12 protein-coding genes, 1 pseudogene and 1 riboswitch are annotated in these 20,011 nt (G+C 72.5%); of the genes and pseudogenes, 4 read left to right on the forward strand and 9 right to left on the reverse strand.

The genetic code is table 11. The features are described 5' to 3' along the window. Positions 1-80 precede the first annotated feature (80 nt). Positions 81-1,880, reverse strand: coding sequence for a serine hydrolase (locus FDF13_RS02600; protein WP_137318330.1), 1,800 nt, complete (start codon positions 1,878-1,880; stop codon positions 81-83). After that, on the reverse strand, positions 1,877-3,316 hold the full coding sequence (locus FDF13_RS02605) for an APC family permease (protein ID WP_137318331.1): 1,440 nt from the start codon (positions 3,314-3,316) through the stop codon (positions 1,877-1,879). Before FDF13_RS02605 ends, FDF13_RS02600 begins: the two co-directional genes overlap by 4 nt. Positions 3,317-3,508: 192 nt before the next feature. On the opposite strand from FDF13_RS02605, the gene FDF13_RS02610 reads away from it, so the two are divergent. Beyond that, a complete protein-coding gene (locus tag FDF13_RS02610; RefSeq protein WP_137318332.1) occupies positions 3,509-4,552 on the forward strand; it encodes an NAD(P)-dependent alcohol dehydrogenase in 1,044 nt (347 codons plus the stop codon). Positions 4,553-4,618: 66 nt separating this feature from the next. Here the strand turns inward: FDF13_RS02610 and FDF13_RS02615 are convergent, their stop codons facing one another. Continuing rightward, a complete protein-coding gene (locus tag FDF13_RS02615) occupies positions 4,619-6,829 on the reverse strand; it encodes a heavy metal translocating P-type ATPase (RefSeq protein WP_137318333.1) in 2,211 nt (736 codons plus the stop codon). A 180-nt stretch (positions 6,830-7,009) separates the two neighbouring features. On the opposite strand from FDF13_RS02615, the gene FDF13_RS02620 reads away from it, so the two are divergent. Beyond that, positions 7,010-8,041, forward strand: coding sequence for a proline racemase family protein (locus FDF13_RS02620; protein ID WP_254668870.1), 1,032 nt, complete (start codon positions 7,010-7,012; stop codon positions 8,039-8,041). A 194-nt stretch (positions 8,042-8,235) separates the two neighbouring features. On the opposite strand, the gene FDF13_RS02625 is transcribed toward FDF13_RS02620, so the two are convergent. Continuing rightward, positions 8,236-9,588 (reverse strand): MFS transporter, encoded by a 1,353-nt coding sequence (locus FDF13_RS02625; protein WP_137318334.1) that lies wholly within the window; start codon positions 9,586-9,588, stop codon positions 8,236-8,238. Between the two features lie 93 nt (positions 9,589-9,681). Between FDF13_RS02625 and FDF13_RS02630 the strand changes: the two genes are divergently transcribed. Beyond that, on the forward strand, positions 9,682-10,599 hold the full coding sequence (locus tag FDF13_RS02630; RefSeq protein WP_137318335.1) for a siderophore-interacting protein: 918 nt from the start codon (positions 9,682-9,684) through the stop codon (positions 10,597-10,599). A gap of 142 nt (positions 10,600-10,741) precedes the next feature. Here the strand turns inward: FDF13_RS02630 and FDF13_RS02635 are convergent, their stop codons facing one another. The 5 genes and pseudogenes from FDF13_RS02635 to FDF13_RS02655 all read right to left on the reverse strand — a co-directional run bounded on the left by FDF13_RS02635 (position 10,742) and on the right by FDF13_RS02655 (position 19,306). Continuing rightward, positions 10,742-12,271 carry an L-serine ammonia-lyase gene (locus FDF13_RS02635; RefSeq protein ID WP_137318336.1) on the reverse strand — a complete coding sequence of 510 codons (1,530 nt, stop codon included), beginning with the start codon at positions 12,269-12,271 and terminating at the stop codon, positions 10,742-10,744. Positions 12,272-12,285: 14 nt separating this feature from the next. Next, a complete protein-coding gene (gcvH, locus tag FDF13_RS02640) occupies positions 12,286-12,681 on the reverse strand; it encodes a glycine cleavage system protein GcvH (RefSeq protein ID WP_217494887.1) in 396 nt (131 codons plus the stop codon). A 136-nt stretch (positions 12,682-12,817) separates the two neighbouring features. After that, positions 12,818-14,007, reverse strand: a pseudogene (gcvT, locus tag FDF13_RS02645) (glycine cleavage system aminomethyltransferase GcvT). After that, on the reverse strand, positions 14,004-17,135 hold the full coding sequence (gcvP, locus tag FDF13_RS02650; protein ID WP_137318337.1) for an aminomethyl-transferring glycine dehydrogenase: 3,132 nt from the start codon (positions 17,133-17,135) through the stop codon (positions 14,004-14,006). Before gcvP ends, gcvT begins: the two are co-directional and overlap by 4 nt. Positions 17,136-17,263: 128 nt before the next feature. After that, positions 17,264-17,411, reverse strand: a riboswitch (glycine riboswitch). 230 nt (positions 17,412-17,641) lie between these two features. Next, complete coding sequence (locus FDF13_RS02655) at positions 17,642-19,306, reverse strand: amidohydrolase (RefSeq protein ID WP_137318338.1); 1,665 nt, start codon at positions 19,304-19,306, stop codon at positions 17,642-17,644. A 123-nt stretch (positions 19,307-19,429) separates the two neighbouring features. Here FDF13_RS02655 and FDF13_RS02660 point away from each other — a divergent pair, with 123 nt between their 5' ends. After that, a complete protein-coding gene (locus FDF13_RS02660; protein WP_254668871.1) occupies positions 19,430-19,957 on the forward strand; it encodes a hypothetical protein in 528 nt (175 codons plus the stop codon). Positions 19,958-20,011 lie beyond the last annotated feature (54 nt).

Consider the following 20,011-nt stretch of genomic DNA (forward strand, 5'->3'; position numbering starts at 1 on the left):
AGCCGGAGTGACAGGTCGACGGAAGGGCGCGAGCATACCTGACGGCTCGATGGCTCAGCGCAGCCGCCGCTGATCGTCTCTCACCGGTGCAGTGCTGGCTGCGCGGCCCCGCCCTGCGCCTCGACCGTGAGCTTCTGCACCTGCCCGAAGGGGTTGAGCTCGAGAGCGACCGTGCGGGTTGCATCTGGTCCATGCACCGTCCAGCGCGCCCGGGTGGGGCTCCGCCACACCACATCCGGCACCCCCGCCGAGGCGCCCTCTCCGGCACCGTGCCTATGCTGGGTCGCCGTGTCCGGCACGGCCGGGGGATCCCCCGCTGCATCGGCGGTGCCTGAGCCGGATCCGGCTGAGTCGGATCCACCCGCCTCCGGACCGCCCACCTCGGCGCCGGCCTCGCCCGTGGCGGCGAGCACGGCGTCGAGGACCGCGCGCCGCTCCGCCCGCGGCACGTCCAGGTCCATGTTCGGGCTGAACAGCGCATCCGCCTCGGCGTCGTCCCAGGTCCGGAGGAGCCGCTCGATCCGCTCCGCGACTCGGCGGGACTCCGCGGCGACCGGCAGCTCGATGCCGAGACGCTCGACGAGCGGCTCGCTCGACGGCGTCGGCCGCTCGCCCGTGGGTGCCGCCGTCCGCTGCTCCTCGGCCTCGGCGGTCACCGCCGGCTCGACGTTCTCCCCCGTCACGGCACCGGCTTCGGCTGCGGCGGACACCGCTGCCCCCGGCCGCCCGGCAGGGTCGCGGTCGCAGCCGAGTGCGGTGACGCACGCCTCGGCGGCGCCGGTGGCGATCGTGCGGGCCGGGAAGTACGTGATATCGCCGAACACGATGACGGCGGAGCGCGTGGCCGGGTGCCAGCGCATGTGCGAGCCGAAGCCGGGGTACCCGCCGGAGTGGTGGACGAACTCGCCGAACACCGGGTCGGTCGAGGAGTGGAGGCCGCAGCCGTAGGAGTTCGCCGACGGCCCCCCGGCGGAGGCATCGATCCCGATGAAGCGCTGCGGCTGCTGGATGTCGCGCAGGGCGCGCGCCCACGGGTCGGACCCCGCTCCATCTCCGGGCCCCTCCGCACGGCCTGCGGCGGTCACGGGCGCGCTCGCATCGAGCAGCCTGCCGATCCAGGCCGCGATGTCCGGCACCGTCGACCACAGTCCGCCGATCGCGGAGAAGGCGCCGGGCCGCGTCGGGACGAGATCCTCGAGGCCGCCGTCCGCAGTCCGCCGGAACCCGGGCACGACCGCCGCTGGAGGGAGCGCGGCGACGTCGAACCCGGAAGACTCCAGGCCCAGCGGCCCGAGGATCTCCTCGGCGACGACCTCGGTGTAGGGCCGGCCGGTCGCCTTCTCGATGACCCGCCCGAGCAGCGCGTACCCGAGGTTCGAGTACTCGTACCCGGTGCCGGCGGCGAACCGCCGTAGCGGCGACCGGGTGACGAGCTCGCTGAATTCTGCTGCGGTCATCGCCTCGAGCCGGTCCGCCCAGGGGTCGTCGGTGGGCAGGCCGCCGGCCATGGTGAGCGCGTCGCGGACGGTGATCGCCCGGATCGGGGCACTCGCCTCCGGCACGAACTCGGCAATCGGATCGTCGAGGTCGAGGCGCCGGTGGGCGGGGATCGCCCCGTACCGGATCCCCAGCACCGCGGCCGCGGTGAAGGACTTCGTCATCGAGGCGATGCGGAACGCCCGGTCGAGGTTCTCACCGTCGACCAGCCGGCCGTCGAGCACGAGGCCCCAGGCGACCTCGGGCGCCGGATGCGCGGCGAACGCCTCGGCGAGGTGGGCGCGCACGGCGGCGCGCGCCCGCGCCTCGGTACCGGCTCCCGTGCCGGTACCGGGCACGGCGCCGGCCGCCTCGGCTGCGGTCAGGCCCTCCCCCGCGTTCACTCCGACTCCCGTCGCTGCGCCTCGACCTCGTGGCGGTGGAGGTGCTCGTAGGAGTCGCCGAGCAGCGCGCGGAGCGCCTCGGTGCGCGGCTTGGCGCGGGACACGGCGTAGAGGACGATGCCGAGCACCATCCACACGCCGAGGATGATGTACTCCGCCGGCCACACGAGCGAGGCGCCGGTGCCGGGCACGATCGCCCAGACGATGACGAGCAGCGCGCCGATCGCGCCGACCGCGGGCAGGAACCACAGGCGCGACACGTAGGGGCGCTCGAGCTCGGGATAGCGGCGCGGCAGGAGGTACTTCGCGATCACGACCATGCACCACACGATGCCGAGGTACACGCCGCCGGTGTCGAGGAACCACACGACCGCGCCCGGGCCCAGCCAGCCGAGGCCCAGGGTGACGGCGGCGGTGAAGATCAGGCTGATGTGCGGGATGCGGCGCTTCGGATGGATCGCGGCGAGCTGCGCGGGCAGGAGGTTCGCCCGGCCCATCGCGACGAGGATCCGCGAGCTCGCGACGAACAGGCCGAGGAAGCTCGTGAGCAGGCCGAGGAAGGCGATGAGGTACGCGCCGATCCCGAGCAGCGGGAAGCCGGCGGCGTCGAAGGCGGAGACCGTGCCGAGGTCCATAGCGGCGATCTCCTCCCATGGGTGCACCCAGGCGGTGGCGGCGAGCACGAGGCAGTAGAAGCCGCCGGCGCCGAGCACGGTGATGACGACCGTGCGGCCGATCTTTCGGGCGGAGATCCGGGCGTCCTCGGCGAGCACCGCGACGAGGCCGAAGCCGGCGAGGAAGGTCATGCTCGGGACCACGAAGCGCAGCGTGTCGGCGATCGCCGAGTTCTCCGGGTGGTAGGCGGGGAAGAAGTTGTCCGGCGAGCCGGTGGTGAAGCCGACGACGACGAGCGCGGCGCCGATGACGATGATCGCGACGAACAGCGCGAGCTGCACCTGCGCCCCGACCTCGATGCCGAACCAGTTGAGCGCGAAGAACAGCACGGTGAGCACGACGCCGACGAGGAGGACGGGGAGGTACACCGTCTCCCCGTTGATCGTGTAGAGCGGGATCGTGTTGAACACGGGGAAGAAGTTGCCGAGCAGGTACCCGAACGCGGTGACGTAGAACGCGAGCGAGGACACGTAGGCGCCGAGCAGCATCCAGCCGGTGAAGAACGCCGGCCCGCGGCCCATCGAGGTGTAGGAGTAGACGACCTCGCCGCCGGCGCGCGGGAACGCGGTCGTGAGCTCCGAGTAGGCGAGCGCCACGCAGGTCGCGAGCAGCACGCCGATCGCCAGGCCGAACACCACGCCGCCGGAGCCGTAGGAGTCGAACAGCGTCGAGTTCGTGTAGATCCAGCTCGACCCCACCACTCCGGCGACCCCGAAGGCGAGGAGCTGGAACACTCCCAGGGATTTCTTCAACTCGGCCACGTGCGTTCTCCTCGCTCTGCGGTCGGCCCGCGCACCGCACCCGAGGCGCCCCGCGGCGCCGGTGCCCGCGCCAGCTCGACCTGTCTCACCAGGACGATCGTCCTGCTCGGGTCTCGATCTTCAAAGGCTTGCCCAACATACCTTTGAGTGACCCGGAGCACAAGCCCCGGGGTGAAGCATAGACTTCTGCGCATGACTGCTGTTGCGTGCTACCAGGCCACCGCCCCCGACCAGCCCCTGACCAAGGGCACCCTCGACCGCCGCGAGCTGCGGGCCGACGACGTGATGATCGAGATCGAGTTCGCCGGGATCTGCCACTCCGACATCCACACGGTGCGCGACGAGTGGGGCGGCTGCCGCTACCCGATGACGCCCGGCCACGAGATCGTCGGCCGGATCTCCGCGCTCGGCTCCGCGGTCACCGACTTCGCGCTCGGCGACCGGGTGGGTGTGGGCTGCCTCGTCGACTCCTGCGGCGAGTGCGCGCAGTGCGCGGCGGGCAACGAGCACTACTGCGAGACCGGCTCCGTGGGCACGTACAACAGCACCGACCGGGTCGACGGCTCGGTGACGCAGGGCGGCTATGCCACCCACATCCCCGTCAGTCGCCGCTTCCTCATCCGCATCCCCGAGTCCCTCGACCCGGCCGCGGCGACCCCGCTGCTGTGCGCCGGCATCACCACCTACTCGCCGCTGCGCAAGTGGCAGGCCGGGCCCGGCTCGCACGTCGCCGTCGTCGGCCTCGGCGGGCTCGGGCACGTCGCGGTCAAGCTCGCCGCGGCGATGGGCGCCCGGGTGACGGTGTTCTCGCACTCACTGGCGAAGGAGGACGACGGCCGCCGGTTCGGTGCAGCGGACTACGTCTCCACCGCCGAGGACGGCTTCCACCGCGCCCACCGGGGCGAGTTCGACCTCATCCTCAACACCGTCTCCGTCCCGCTCGACACCGACACCTACCTCAAGATGCTCCGCCCCGAGGGCGCCTTCGTCCTCCTCGGCCTGCCGCCGGCGCCCCTGTCGGTGCAGCCGGGACTGCTCATCGGCGGTCGGCACACGGTCGCCGGCTCGAACATCGGCGGCATCCGCGAGACGCAGGAGATGATCGACTTCTGCGCCGAGCACGGGATCACCGCGGAGATCGAGCTCATCGACGCGGACGCCATCAACGACGCCTACGACCGGGTGGTCGACTCCGCCGTGCGCTACCGGTTCGTCATCGACGCCAAGACCTTCTGAGCCGCTGACGAGGAGAGCGACGGAGCGCGACCGCGCACGCCGAGGCGCCGGAGCACGCTCGGCTGCTCATCCGCGCTCCGCAGCCCCCGCGGTCTCCCGGCGTGAGGCATCGTCTTGCTCGGCGGTCGGCGCGAGGTTCTGCGGATCGAGCTCGGTCCGGCGCAGCAGCTGCGCGTTGAGGGCGACGATGATCGTCGAGAGCGACATGAGGATCGCACCGACGGCCGGGGAGAGCACGAAGCCGAGGGGCGCGAGGACACCGGCGGCGAGCGGGACGGCGAGCACGTTGTAGCCGGCGGCCCACACGAGGTTCTGCATCATCTTCCGGTAGCTCGCGCGGGACAGATCGATCATCGAGAGCACGGCCCGCGGGTCGTTGCCCGCGAGCACCACGCCCGCGGACTCCATCGCGACGTCGGTTCCGGCACCGATCGCGATCCCGACGTCGGCGCGGGCGAGCGCCGGCGCATCATTGACCCCGTCGCCGACCATGGCGACGGACCGCCCCCGGCCCTGGAGATCCGCCACTGCGGAATCCTTGTCGTGCGGGAGGACGTCGGCGAACACCTCGTCGATGCCGAGTTCCCGGCCGACGGCCTCGGCGACCTGTCGGGCGTCGCCGGTGATGAGCGCGACCTGGACCCCACGGTCCCGGAGCGCCTTCACCGCGGCCTGCGATTCGGGCCGGACGGCGTCCTCGAGGGCGACGGCGCCGATGACGCGGTCGTCGGCGATGACGTGGACGATGCTCGCTCCGCGCCCGGTCCACTCCTCGATCCGGTCGGCGAGCTCCGACGGCGACTCGAGTGACATCTCCTCGAGCAGGTTCGGTCCCCCGACCGCGACCTCGGTCCCGTCGACCTGGGCACGGACCCCGCGCCCTGCAGCCGACGAGAAGTCGCTCCCGGTCAGCGGGAGCCCGGCGGCATCGTCGTATTCGGCGGCCGCGGCGGTGATGGCGCGGGCGACCGGGTGCTCGCTGCGCGCCTCGGCCGCGGCGGCCAGGGCGAGGACCCGCCCGTCGTCGAGGCCGTCGACGGAGGCGACCGCCGCCACGGTGTGCGCACCCCGGGTCAGGGTGCCGGTCTTGTCGAACAGCACGGTGTCGATCGACCGCATCCGCTCGAGGGCGATCCGGTCCTTGATGAGCACCCCGGCGCTCGCGGCGCGCTCGGTCGAGATCGCGATGACGAGCGGGATGGCGAGGCCGAGGGCGTGCGGGCAGGCGATGACGAGCACGGTGACCGTGCGGACGACCGCCTCGTCCGGGAAGCCGATGAGCAGCCAGACGAGGAAGGTGATGATCCCGGCGCCGAGCGCGAACCAGAACAGCAGCGCGGCCGCCCGGTCGGCGAGCGCCTGGGCGCGGGAGGAGGAGTCCTGCGCCTCGGAGACGAGCCGCTGGATCCCGGCGAGCGCGGTGTCGTCCCCGGTCGCCTCGACTTCGATGCGCACGGAGTCGTCGACCGCGACGGTGCCGGCGACGACGGTGTCCCCCGCGGCGCGCGGCACGGTCCTGGATTCTCCGGTGATCATCGATTCATCGAACTCGGCATGGCCGTCGACGATCCGGCCGTCGGCCGGGACGCGCCCACCGGAGCGCACGAGGACAATGTCACCGGCGGCGAGCTCGGCGACGGACACGGTGACGGTCCCGCCGTCGACGACCTTCTCGGCGTCGTCGGGCAGGAGCTCGGCGAGCGCATCGAGTGCGCCCGATGCCGCCCCGAGTGCCCGCATCTCCATCCAGTGGCCGAGCAGCATGATGACGACGAGCAGGGCGAGCTCCCACCAGAAGTCGAGCTGGAAGCCGCCGACCCCGAGGCTGGTGATCCACGAGGCGACGAAGGCGACGGTGATCGCCATCGCGATGAGGAGCATCATCCCGGGCCTGCGGGACCGGAGCTCGGAGATCCCGCCGGTCAGGAAGGGCATCCCGCCGTAGAGATAGATCACCGTGCCGAGCACCGGGGCGACCCAGTGGGCACCGGGGAACTCGGGCACGGACAGGCCGAAGAACCCGACGAACATCGGGCTGAAGGCCATGACGGGGAGAGCCAGCACCAGGCTCAGCCAGAACCGGGTCCTGAACATGGCGGCGTGATCCCCGTGTCCACCGCCGTGGCCCGAGTGGCCGCCGTGGTCCGAATGGCCGGAGTGATCGCTGTGACCGGGCTGGCCGTGGCCGGAATGGCCGCGACTGGGATGGCCGTGACGGTCGGAATGCTCCTCGTGCGCGGCGTGGGCGTCCTGGTGACGGGCGTCCGAAGAACTCATGTGAACTCCTCGATCGTGTCGGGTGGCTTCGCCCTTCGATCTTATACCCCCTAGGGGTATTGTGAACAGGGGGCTCCACAGTTCCGTCGGTCACGGTGCGCGCCCCGCGCCTGCAACAATCGGGGTGGAGCCGGAGAACGCATCCGCTCGCCACCCACCGCCGCAGAGGAGCACACCGACGTGCCGAACCCCGCCCTTTCCGAACCGATCCGCACCACCGACTACCACACGGCCGGGGAGCCGTTCCGGATCGTCACGGAGACCCCGCCCCTCTCCGCCCCCACCGTCGCGGACAAGCGGCTCGAGGCGATGGCGGACCCCGCGGTCGACGGGCTGCGCCGGCTGCTGTGCTCGGAGCCGCGGGGACATGCCGACATGTACGGCGGCTTCATCACCGCACCCGATGATCCGGGCGCGCACTTCGGCGTGCTGTTCTGGCACGCGGACGGGTTCTCGACCGCTTGCGGGCACGGGACGATCGCGCTCGGGACCTGGGCGGTGGAGACCGGCCGGGTGCCCGTGGAAGCGGGCGGCACCACCGACGTCGTCATCGATGTCCCGTCCGGCCGGGTCGCCGCCCGGGTGAGCACCGATGTCGAGGGGCGGGTCGCCTCGGCGGCATTCGTCAACGTGCCGAGCGTCCACCTCCACTCCGGCGTCGAGGTGCACACGGGTGCCGGCACGGTGCCGGTGTCGATCAGCAGCAGCGGCGCGCTCTATGCGAGCGTCGACGCGACCGCGTTCGGGCTCCTCGTGGTCCCCGAGAACCTGCCCGAGTCCATCGCACTCGGCCGGGAGATCAAGGCCGCGCTCGACGGCACGGAGTTCGCTCAGCACCCGGAGGACGCGCGGCTCAGCGGCATCTACGGGGTGATCTTCGTCGAGCACCTGGGGTTCGAAGACGACGGCAGCCCGGTGCAGCGCAACGTCACGGTGTTCGCCGACGGCCAGGTGGACCGCTCGCCGTGCGGCTCGGGGACCGCGGCACGGATGGCGACCCTCGCCGCCGAGGGCGTGCTCCGCCCAGGCACCCGGCTCGTCCACGAATCGATCGTCGGCACGCGGTTCGTCGGCCGCATCCTCGAGCAGACGCACGCGCACGGGTTCGAGGCGATCGTGCCCGAGATCACCGGCAGCGCCCACCGGACCGGGGAGCACACCTTCACCGTCGACCCCGCCGACCCCCTGGTCCCCGGCTTCACCCTCCGCTGAGGCCGGTGCCGGGGACGAGCCGGAGGGTTGGTGCCGGGCGGCCCGCACCTCGGCCCCGGCTATCCCAGCCGTTCCGGCGCCACTTCAGTGCGGTTCGTCGGCTTCGGGGGCACTTCAGTGCGGATACTCACCGGTATCCGCACTGCAGTGACCCGGGAAGACCCCGATTCCGGGCTCGATCGGCTGCGCTGCGCTCAGTGTGCCCGTTCCTCAGCAGCGAAGGCCCGCACGCCGTGCCGCTGGGCGTGGAGGGCGGCGAGCCCGGTGCCGAGGAGCGCGAGCCCGCTGGCGATGACGGTGACGAGGACGTACCCGAGGCTGTCGGCGAGCCAGGTCATGAGCGCCCCGGACACGTAGCTGAAGAGGATCGCGGTCGAGGCGAGCAGGGTGAAGTCGACGCCGGCGGATTCGACCCGCGAGTAGTCCATGTTCACCGTGTACACGACGGTCGATGCCGCCGCCATCGCCGCGACGTACAGGCACACCCCGGCGACCACGGCCAGCCGGGAACCGTCCCCGCCCATGAGCGGCAGCAGGCCGAGGGTCGCAGCGGCGGCGGCGATTCCGGTGGCGAGGATCATGGTGCGGCGGCCGAACCGGGCGAGGAGCCACCCGCTGCCGAGCGAGGCGGCGATCGCGGGGAAGCCGAGCACGATCCCCATGAGCACGCCGATCGCGGTGAGCGACCAGCCGGCGTCGACGAGCGCGACGGTGAGCAGGCCGTAGGCCGCGGTCACCCCACAGAGGAAGGCGGGCATCGCCGCGAGCGCCCAGAAGCGGCAGCCCGACTGGGCGAAGAGCGAGCGCATCGCCCGCACGGAGGCGCGCAGACCGTGGGCGGCGCCGGCGAACCCGGCCGGCGCCTCGGCGGAGTGCGGGTGGGAGCTCGCCGAACGGGGCTGGACCCCGGCCGCCTGTGGCAGAGGCTCCGCGAACCGGAGCACGAGGACGAGCGGGAGGAGGGTGAGCACGGTGAGCGTGACGACCGCGGCCGTCCAGCCGATCGCGTCGTACATGACGACGACGAGCCCGCCGCCGAGGATGTTGCCGAGCCACGACCCCGCCCCGGCGAGTCCGTTGGCGACCCCGCGGTGGCGGGCGTCGACGATCCGCACGGCGAGGGCGTCTGCGGCGATGTCCTGGGTGGCGCTGAGGAATGCGTACGCGCCGATGATGAGTCCGAGCGCCCCGAGCTGCGTGGCGGGCTCGCGGATGAGGAGCAGTGCGAGGACGCTGAGCGCGAGCAGCGGCTGGACGACGAGGATCCAGTTCCGGTAGTGCCCCGTGCGGGTGCGTCCGACAGCGTCGACGAGCGGCGCCCAGAGGAACTTGAGCGCCCACACCGCGCCGATGAGCTGGAACGCGGCGAGCTGCGCGAGCTCGATCCCCTGCCGCCGCAGGATCGCGACGAGGCCGAAGTAGATGAATCCGACACCGACGTACTGGGCGGTGTAGAGGCTGCCGAGGAGCGGGACGCTCGTGCGCAGCGGCGGGATGGGGAGGCCGCCGGCCGCGGTCGGCGCGGCGGACGGGGCATGCATGGTCATGCGGTAAGGCTAACTTCATTTGAGCATGTTCGTGTAACCTAATTTCCGGAAACCCGATCCTGGGTGCCGCCGAACACAGAGGAGCCCACCGCGATGACACCCCCGCCGAGGACCGTGAGCTCGACGCTCCTGTCTGCAGCGACCGCGGTCTACGGCCGCTTCATGGCGATCGCCCCGCCGCGCGAGGAGTACGTCCTCCACCGGCTCACCGTCACGGCGAACGTCGAGGTCGCCCCGCGCGTCCGACGGATCACCCTGGCCGCGGAGTCGCTGCGCACCTTCGTCCCCGTCGGACCCGACGAGTACTTCGCACTCATCCTGCCGCGCCCCGGGGTCGCGCTCGCGCTGCCGGCTCCCGAGGTCCTCCAGGTCGCCCGCGCAGTCCGCGACTTCCCGGAAGACATCCGACCCGACGTCCGCTGCTACACCGTGCGGCGGCACCGGCCGGGGCGCGGGGAGATCGACGTCGACGTCGTCACGCACGGGGACGCAGGCCCGGGGTCGGCCTGGGCACTGCGGGCGCGTCCCGGGGACGAGGTCGGTCTCAAGGAGGGCTCGGCGGGGTACCGCCGTCCCGCCGAGGGTCCCCAGCTGCTCGCCGCGGACGAGACCGCGCTGCCGGCGCTGGCCCACATCGCCGAGGAGCTGGCCGGCACACCCGACGCCGCGCGGGTCCGCGCCTTCGTCGAGGTCGACAGCATGGACTCCGTCGCCGACCGGCCGGAGTCGATCGACATCACCTGGGTGGTGCGCGGGTCCGCACGACCCGGCGATCTGCTCGCGGACGCCATCTCCGAAGCGCTCGCGACGGGAGCGGACCCCGGCACGGAGCCGGGTGCGAGATCAGGTGAGGGCAGCACGGCGGGCGCCCCGGACTTCACGAGCGCGTGGCTGTGCGGTGAGGGCGGCGGGGTCGCGCGGATCCGCAGGCTGCTGCTCACGCGCACGGCGCTCACCCGCCGCTCGGTGTTCTCCAAGGGCTATTGGCAGGCCGGCCGGCCCACCGAGTGATGCCGGCCCGCACCTCGACCCCGGCTATCCCAGCCGTTCCGGCGCCACCTCAGTGCGGTTCGTCGGTTCCGGGTGCACTGCAGTGCGGATACTCACCGGTATCCGCACTGCAGTGCACCGGGAGCGGCCAGGCGCCCCCCGCTCAGCACTCGACGACGTTGACGGCGAGCCCGCCGAGCGCGGTCTCCTTGTACTTGTCGCTCATGTCCGCCCCGGTCGCTCGCATCGTCGCGATGACCTCGTCGAGCGACACCCGGTGCTCGCCATCGCCCCACAGCGCCATCTTCGCGGCGTTGATCGCCTTGCCCGAGGCGATCGCATTGCGCTCGATGCACGGCACCTGGACGAGCCCGGCGATCGGGTCGCAGGTCAGGCCGAGGTTGTGCTCCATCGCGATCTCCGCGGCGTTCTCCACCTGCTGCACCGAGCAGCCGAGCACCTCGGCGAGACCGCCGGCGGCCATCGACGAGGCGGATCCGACCTCACCCTGGCAGCCGACCTCGGCCCCGGAGATCGAGGCGCGCTCCTTGTAGAGCACGCCGATCGCACCGGCGGTGAGGAGGAAGCGGACGATCGCGTCGGCGCGCGCCGCCTGTCCGCCCTCGACGACCTCGGTGACGTAGTTGAGCGCGTAGTAGAGGACGGCGGGGATGATCCCGGCCGCCCCGTTCGTCGGCGCGGTGACCACGCGGCCGCCCGAGGCGTTCTCCTCGTTGACGGCGAGCGCGATGAGGTTGACCCACTCCTGGTAGTACTTGGGGTTCTTGCCCGGATCCTCGGCCTTGAGCCGGAGGAACCAATCGTGGGCGCGACGGCGCACCTTGAGCCCGCCGGGCAGGTAGCCGGAGCGGTCGAGCGAGTTCATCGTGCACCGGTCCATCACCGAGTAGATGTGGAGCAGCCCGCGCCGGATCTCGTCCTCGTCCCGGCTCGCCTTCTCGTTGGCGAGCATGACCTCCCAGATCCGCAGGTCCTCGCGGCGGCAGATCTCGAGGAGCTCCGCGGCGGTCTCGAACGGGAACGGCACGCCTCCCGCCTCACCGGATCCCGCCTCACCGGATCCCGCCTCACCCGATCCCGCGGCCGAGGTGCCCGCCGGGCTCGTGCCATCGGCCGACTGGGCCATGGCGGACGGATCGGAAGCGCTGTCCCCGCCCCGAGCATCGGCTCCGGCCCCGGCCTCGCCACCCGCCGCGAGCGCGGCGTCCTCGGTGGCGGACACGACGAAGCCGCCGCCCACGGAGTAGTAGGTCTCGTGGGCGATCTCCTCGCCGCCGGCGTCGAGCGCGCGGAGCTCGAGCGCATTGGGATGGCGCTCGAGGATCGTCAGCGGGCGCTGCCGCAGGTCGTCGATCCCGAAGGCGATCTCCTTCGCATCGGCCAGCCGGATGCACCCGGTGCTGCGCATCCTCTCGGTGCGCTCGACGATCTCATCGGACTCGACGAGATCCGACTGCACCCCTTCGAGGCCGAGCAGGATCGCGTCGAAGGTGCCGTGGCCGCGGCCGGTCGCGGCGAGCGAGCCGAAGACGTCGACCTCGAGGGAGGCCACCTCATCGACCCGCTCGCCGATGAGCTCGGCGAAGCTCGCGGCCGCCCGCATCGGCCCCACGGTGTGGGAGCTCGACGGGCCGATGCCGACGGTGAAGAGGTCGAAGACGCTGATCGTCATGGGACGGCCCCGGATCAGGTGGTGGCTTCGGCGTAGGCGGCGGCGTCCATGAGCTCGCCGGCCGCGGACACGGCCACCTCGAACAGCCAGCCCTCGCCATAGGGGTCGGAGTTGATGATGCCGGGGTCGTCGGAGGCGGCCTCGTTGACCGCGACGACCTCACCGGTCACCGGCGAGTAGAGGTCGGAGACCGACTTCGTCGACTCGACCTCGCCGCAGGTCTCACCGGCGGTGATCGTGTCGCCCACGGCGGGCAGGTCGACGAACACGATCTCGCCGAGCTCGTCGGCGGCGACGGCGGTGATGCCGACCTTGACGGTGGAGCCGGTGACGGCGTCGGCGCTCGCGTTCACCCACTCGTGCTCGGCGGAGTAGGAGAAGTCCTGCGGGAGCTCGGGCAGATCTGCCATGGTGTGTCCTTTCGTGGATGCCGAGGCGGTCTCGGCGGTGCGATTGCGATGGGTGCGGGTGCCGACCGTCGGATGCCGCCGGCGAGCCGGTGACATCCGGCGACCCGGCCGGCCCGCGGACGGGCCGGCCGGTGCGTCAGTCCTGCTGGCGGGAGTAGAACGGCAGGGCGATGACGGTGAAATCGTGCGCCTTGCCGCGGATGTCGACGCTCACCGCGGTGCCCGGCTCCGCGGCGACGGAGTCGAGGTAGGCCAGCGCGATCGGGTGGCCGAGCGTCGGCGAGGGCTGGCCCGAGGTCACGGTCCCCACCTCCTTCCCGTCGACGGAGACGGCGGACCCGGCGCGCGCCGCCCGGCGGCCCTCGGAGGTGAGTCCGGCGAGCACGCGGGCGGGTTCCGTTCCGGCGAGCTGTTCGAGCGCCGCCCGGGCCCAGAACTCGCTCTTGTTCTTCAGCGCGGCGGTGACCATCCGGCCCAGGCCGGCGTCGATGGGCGTGGTCTGCCGGCTGAGCTCGTTGCCGTACAGCGGCATCCCGGCCTCGAGGCGCAGCGAATCGCGGGCGGCGAGCCCGGCGGGCACGAGGCCGTGGCCCTCCCCAGCGGCGGTGAGCGCCTCCCACAGGCTGACGGCCTGCGGGTTCGGCAGGTAGAGCTCGAAGCCGTCCTCCCCGGTGTAGCCGGTGCGGGCGAGCATGACGTCGATGCCGGACACGGTGAGCGGCGCCCACGCGTAGTACTTCAGGTCCTCGATGCCGGCTCGGGCACCGGCGTCGTCCTGGGTGGCGAGCAGGATCGCCTCGGCGGCCGGCCCCTGCACCGCGATGAGCGCGGTGTCGCCCGACTCGTCGCGGACCTCGAGGTCGACCGGCCCCGCGTCCGCGGTGCCTGCGCTCGGAACTGCTCGGCGCGCTCGGCGAGCGCGGCCGCGACGGCCGGGGTGTTCGAGGCGTTGGGCACGACGAGGTACTCCTCGTCGGCCATCCGGTAGGTGATGAGGTCGTCGATGATGCCGGCGGACTCGTCGACGATGACGCCGTACTTCGCCTTGCCGACCTTCATCGTCGAGTACGTCGCGAGCAGCGCGAAGTCGAGGAACGCCGCGGCGTCTGCGCCGGTCACCCGCACCTCGCCCATGTGGGAGAGGTCGAAGATCCCGGCCGCGTCGCGCACCGCCCGGTGCTCGGCGAGCTCGGAGCCGTACTTGAGCGGCATGTCCCAGCCGCCGAAGTCGGTGAAGCTCGCCCCCAGGGCCGAGTGGACGGAGTGGAGCGGGGTCTGCCGCGGGCCGGTCGGCTCCCCGGTCTGCTGCGTGGTGTCGGCGCTCATCGGGTCTCTCCTTCGGTCTGCGGTGCGGTGGAGGCGGAGCCGCCGGCCCCGCCGGCGACGTCGGTGCGGTCGCCCGAGGCGTCGACATCGGCCGGGCTGGTGGCGGGCTCACCCGCGGAGCCCTCCGTCGCGGGCGCCTCGGTCGCGGAACCCGAGTCCGCGGCACCGGCCGACCCGGCTGGCTCCTCGGCGGTCTCGAACGCCTCCGGCGGCGGGCAGGAGCACACGAGGTTGCGGTCGCCGTAGGCCCCGTCGATGCGGCGCACCGGCGGGAAGTACTTCGTCAGCTCGAGGCCGCGCACCGGGAACACCGCGGTCCTCCGCGAGTACTCGGCGTCCCAGTCGTCCATGACGCAGGTGGCGGTGTGGGGGGCGTTCTTCAGCGGTGACTGCTCGTAGGAGTAGTCGGTGCCGATCGCGTCGATCTCCGCGCGGATGGCGCGCATCGCGGTGATGAAGCGGTCGAGCTCGCCCTTGTCCTCGCTCTCGGTGGGCTCGACCATGAGGGTGCCGGCCACCGGGAAGGCGAGCGTGGGGGCGTGGAAGCCGTAGTCGATGAGCCGCTTGGCGACGTCCTCGGCGGTGACCCCGGTGCGCGCCGTGATGTCGCGCAGGTCGAGGATGCACTCGTGGGCGACGAGCCCGGTCGCCCCGGTGTAGAGCACGGGGAAGGACTCGTCGAGCTCGCGGGCGAGGTAGTTCGCGCCGAGCAGCGCGGTCTTCGTCGCCTCGGTCAGCCCGTCGGGGCCCATGAGCTGCAGATACGCCCAGCTGATCGGCAGCACGCCGGCCGAGCCGTGGACCGAGGCGCTCACCGGCAGGTGCGCGGTGTCCGGGTCCCCGGCGACGAGCGCTGGATCGGTGGGGTCGCCGGGGAGGAACGGGGCGAGGTGCTCGCGCACCGCCACCGGGCCCACCCCGGGGCCGCCGCCGCCGTGCGGGATGCAGAAGGTCTTGTGGAGGTTGAGGTGGGAGACGTCGCCGCCGAACTTGCCCGGCTTCGCGAGGCCGAGCAGCGCGTTGAGGTTCGCGCCGTCGAGGTACACCTGGCCGCCGGCGTCGTGGATCTTCTCGCACACCGTGCGCACGTCGGCCTCGAACACGCCGTGCGTGGACGGGTAGGTGATCATGATGCCGGCGAGGGTGTCGCGGTGCTTCTCGATCTTCGCGTCGAGGTCGTCGAGGTCGATCGAGCCGTCCTCGGCGGTCTTGACGACGGCGACGTCGAGCCCGGCGAGCACCGCGGAGGCGGCGTTCGTGCCGTGGGCGGAGGCCGGCACCAGGCACATGCGGCGCGCGGGCTCGCCGTTGGCGAGGTGGTAGCCGCGGATCGCGAGCAGGCCGGCGAGCTCGCCCTGCGAGCCGGCGTTCGGCTGCAGGGACACCCGGTCGTAGCCGGTGACCTCGACGAGCATGTCCTCGAGCTCGGCGATGAGCTCGCGCCAGCCGGCGGTCTGGGACTCCGGGGCGAAGGGGTGGATGGTGGCGAACTCGGGCCAGGTGATGGCCTCCATCTCCACCGCGGCGTTGAGCTTCATCGTGCACGAGCCGAGCGGGATCATCGTCCGGTCGAGCGCGAGGTCGCGGTCGGCGAGCGTGCGCAGGTAGCGCATCATCATCGTCTCCGAGCCGTGCGAGTTGAACACCGGGTGGGTGAGGAACTCCGAGGTCCGCACGAGCGGTTCGGGCAGCTGCGGGGCGGCGACGTGGCCGGGGCCGAAGGTGCCCTGACCGGCGGTGTCGAACTCCGCCTCGTCGATCCGGCCCGGGGCGCCGAGCGCGGCGAGCAGGGCGTTGGCGTCGACGACGGTGTGGGGCTCGCCGAAGGACACGCTCACGTGGTCGGCGTCGAAGCGACGGATGTTGATGCCGGACGCCTCCGCGGCGGCGACGGCTGCCACCGGGTCCGGGACGGACAGCGTGACGGTGTCGAAGAAGGCCTCGGTGACGACCGCCGTGTCCGGCGCCGCGGCGACCTGCTGGGCGAAGGCGTGGGCGAGGCGGTGGATGCGCGAGGCGATCCGGGTCAGCCCGGTGGGGCCGTGGTAGACGGCGTACATCGCCGCGCACACGGCGAGCAGCGCCTGCGCGGTGCAGATGTTCGAGGTCGCCTTCTCGCGGCGGATGTGCTGCTCGCGGGTCTGCAGGGCGAGCCGGTACGCGGGCTTGCCGTCGGCGTCCTTGGACACGCCGACGAGCCGGCCGGGCAGCATCCGCTTGAGCTTCTCGGTCACCGCCATGAAGCCGGCGTGCGGCCCGCCGAAGAACAGCGGCACGCCGAAGCGCTGCGCGGAGCCGACGGCGATGTCCGCTCCCTGGGCGGCGGGCTCCTGCAGCAGGGTGAGGGCGAGGAGGTCGGCGGCGAAGGTCACCAGCGCGCCGCGCTCCTTCGCCCCGGTGACGGCGGCGTCGAAGGAGCGCACCGCGCCCGAGGTGCCGGGCTGGGCGCACACGATGCCGAACACGTCCTCGCCGGCGAGGCCCTGGGACAGGTCGGCGATCCGCACCTCGAAGTCCATTGCCCGGGCGCGGGCGCGGACGACGGCGATGGTCTGCGGGTGGGTCTCGGAGTCGAGGACGACGACCGAGCCCTTCTTGTTCGCCCGGCGCATGAGGAGGACCGCCTCGGCGACGGCGGTCGCCTCGTCGAGGAGGGAGGCGTTGGCGATGTCGAGGCCGGTGAGGTCCTGGACGACGTTCTGGAAGTTCAGCAGCGCCTCGAGCCGGCCCTGGCTGATCTCCGGCTGGTACGGGGTGTAGGCGGTGTACCAGGCGGGGTTCTCCACGACGTTGCGGCGGATCACGGCCGGGGTGATGGTGTCGGAGTAGCCCTGCCCGATCATCTGCACGCGGCGCACGTTCTTCGCCGCGATCTCTTTGAGGCGGGTGAGCACCTCGGCCTCGGTGAAGGCCGGGGCGAGCGCGAGCGGGCCGTCCTCGGTGATCGTGGCCGGCACGGCCTCGGCGGCGAGCGCCTCGAGGGAGTCGTATCCGATGGCCGCGAGCATCTCCTCGACCTGCGGGGCGCGCGGGCCGATGTGGCGGTCGGAGAAGGGGCGCACGGTGTCGCCGGCGGGGGCCGAGGTGTGGGCCAGGGTCGAGGTGCGGTCCAGGGAACCAGCAGTCATGGAAGTCCTCACGGTGGTGTGCACGTCGGGGAGACGGACACAGGGTCGGGCACGGTGGTCCTCCCCGTTCTGTCAGCACCTCGCGCCGGCGGTCTGCGGGGACCACGGCGCGGCTCTTCCAGAGTCGCCTGCACGCATCGGTACTGGGCCTGAGAGTTTCCCGGGGAGGGAATTGCACCTACGGCGCCGCGGTGGGCCTCGGACCGGGGCCGCGCGCCTGCTGCGCAGGGCGGGGATTCCGGATCATCGACCGCACGGCTCTCCCGACACGTGTCATCACGGCTTATTCAACTGTGGGGTCCATCATAGCGGCCCGGCCGGGCGGCCGGAAGGAGCTGCGGAGCACCGGCCGCCGCTGGGGAGCACCCGCTCAGCCGGCCGGGAGCGGACTGTGGTGGTATCGGCGGAGAGTAGGTGCATCGACGCCCCCACACTCGTGCATATCCCCCACACTCCGCAGCCGGCGGCCGGAAGGAGCTGCGGCCGGGGGGAACCGCGGGCGCGGTTCAGCGGCTGTGGGCGACCTGCCCGCCGACGACCGTCATGAGCGGCCGGGTGTCGCGCACCCGCGCGGCGTGTTCGAACAGTGCCTGCTCCGAGGCGGCCTCGCCGGTCATCCCGTCGTAGCCGTCCCCGCGCAGCGGATCGTGGTCGAGGACGAGGAAGTCCGCGGCCATCCCGGCGCTGATCCGACCGGTGCGCGTCTCCAGGCCGGCGGCGTAGGCCGCGCCCGCCGAGTGCGCCTCGATCGCGGCGTAGGCGCTGATCCGGCGCTCGGGCTGAAAGGTCGTGGCCGGGTCGCCGGAGATGTCGGCGCGGGTCATCGCGGCGTAGATCGCGGCGAAGGGATTCGCCGGCTCGACGGGCCCGTCGGAGCCGAACGCCACCGTCGCGCCGGCCGCGGCGAGATCGCCCCAGGCGTAGGCGGCCAGGGACTCGTCGGGCCGCAGCCGGTCGAGGAGGTGGAGGTCGGAGATGCAGTGGCGCGGCTGCATCGAGGCGACGACGCCGAGCTCGGCGAAGCGGGCGACATCGGCGGGCTGGATGAACTGGGCGTGCTCGATGCGGTGGCGGAACACCCGCCCGAAGCTCCGCTCGGCCCGCACGGTGCGCTCGGTGTTCGCGGCCAGGGCGGACAGCACGTGGTGGTTGGCCTGGTCGCCGATCGCGTGGATCGCCAGCGAGATCCCGCGGTCGAGCGCCTCGGCGATCTGGCCGCGGAGCACGTCCTCGGTGGCGATCTGGATGCCGTGGTTGGGCTCCTCGCCCGCGGCGTGCGGGAACGGCGAGGACATGTAGCTCGTGTGGGAGCCGAGCGCCCCGTCGGAGAACAGCTTGAGGCCGCCCTGGACGTACCAGTCGTCGCCGCGGCCGGTGCGCCAGCCGGTGCGCTTGGCCCAGTCGAACTCCTCGAGCCGCAGGTACTTGACGACGCGCAGGCGCTGCTCGCCGGCGGCGCGGAGCGCCTCCCAGGTCTCCCGGGTGGCCTGGCCGTCGATGTCGTGGAGGCCGGTGAGGCCTTCGGCGAGCCACGAGTCCTGCGCCTTCCGCAGCCGGTCGACGCGGACCTCGAGCGGGAGGACGGGGATGATGCGCTCGACGAGCGTCGCGGCGTCCTCGCGGAGGATGCCGGTGGGGCGGCCGTGCTCGTCGCGGACGATCTCCCCACCGCGCGGGCTCGGGGTGTCGTCGTGGATCCCGGCGGCGCGCAGGGCCGCGCCGTTGCACCACAGGGTGTGGTAGTCGATCGTCCAGAGCGCCACGGGCCGGTCGGGGAACGCCTCGTCGAGGAGGGTGCGGTCGGGCTGCTCCGGCCGGTCCCAGGTGTTGAAGTCCCAGCGGCCGCCGGTCACCCAGACGCCCTCGGGCAGGGTGCGGGCGTGGGCGCGGACCGCCTCGATCGCCTCGTGCTCGGAGCGGACCCGGCGGAGGTCGATGTCGGCGAGGGTGTCGGCGTACATCCCGGCGTGGAGGTGCGCGTCGACGAGACCGGGGATGATCGTGGCGCCGCGGCAGTCGATCTCCTCGACGCGCACCGTGTCGCTCGCGAGATCGCGCAGCTCGCGGACGCTGCCGACCGCGAGGATCTTCCCCTGCGATTCGAGGATCGCGCGTGCGGTGGGGTTCGCGGGGTCGAACGTCGCCACATCGGCGTGGGTGAAGAGACGCATGGGGCCAGTCTACGGTCGAGGGCGCCCCCAGCGGCAGAGGGCAGGCCGGGTGGGGCGAGCTGCGGGGCGAGAGCAGGCGCCGGCCGGCGGGGTGCCCAGTCGGGCGGGCGTACACTGCGGGGCATGACCTCCGACCCCCGCCTCCACGACTCCCCCGCAGCCCCGGCCCGAGGCGGGTGGGCGGCCCGTCCGGACACGCGCCTCGGCGCCGGGCTGCGGATCGTCCTGCCGGCGATCTGGCTCGGTCTGCTCATCGGCATCTCCCTGCTCGAGGCGCCGCTGAAGTTCCAGGCGCCGGGCATCACGATCCCGCTCGGCCTGGGGATCGGAAGGCTCGTGTTCACCGCGATGAATGCCGTCGAGGTCGCCCTCGTCCTCGTGCTCCTGTTCGCGACCCTGCGGGCCGGGGTCGGCACGGTGCAGCGCGGACTGACCTGGGCGCTCACCGCCGTGCTGCTCATCAAGGTCGCCGGCATCCGGCCGCTGCTCAACCGGCGCACGGACATGGTGCTCGCCGGCGTCGACGACGGCGGCTCGTCCTGGCACTACCTCTACATCGCCGCCGACGGCCTCCTCATCGTCGGGCTCGTCGTTCTCCTCGTCGTCGCGGTCCGCGCCTCGGTCCGCCCGCACGGCACCGCGCAGGCCTGAAGGCCGGCGCGCCGGCCGATCGCACTCCTGAGCCGGTCTGAGGCGCGGTCCGGC

The organism is Brevibacterium sp. CS2, from assembly GCF_005280295.1.
Lineage (GTDB): Bacteria > Actinomycetota > Actinomycetes > Actinomycetales > Brevibacteriaceae > Brevibacterium > Brevibacterium pityocampae.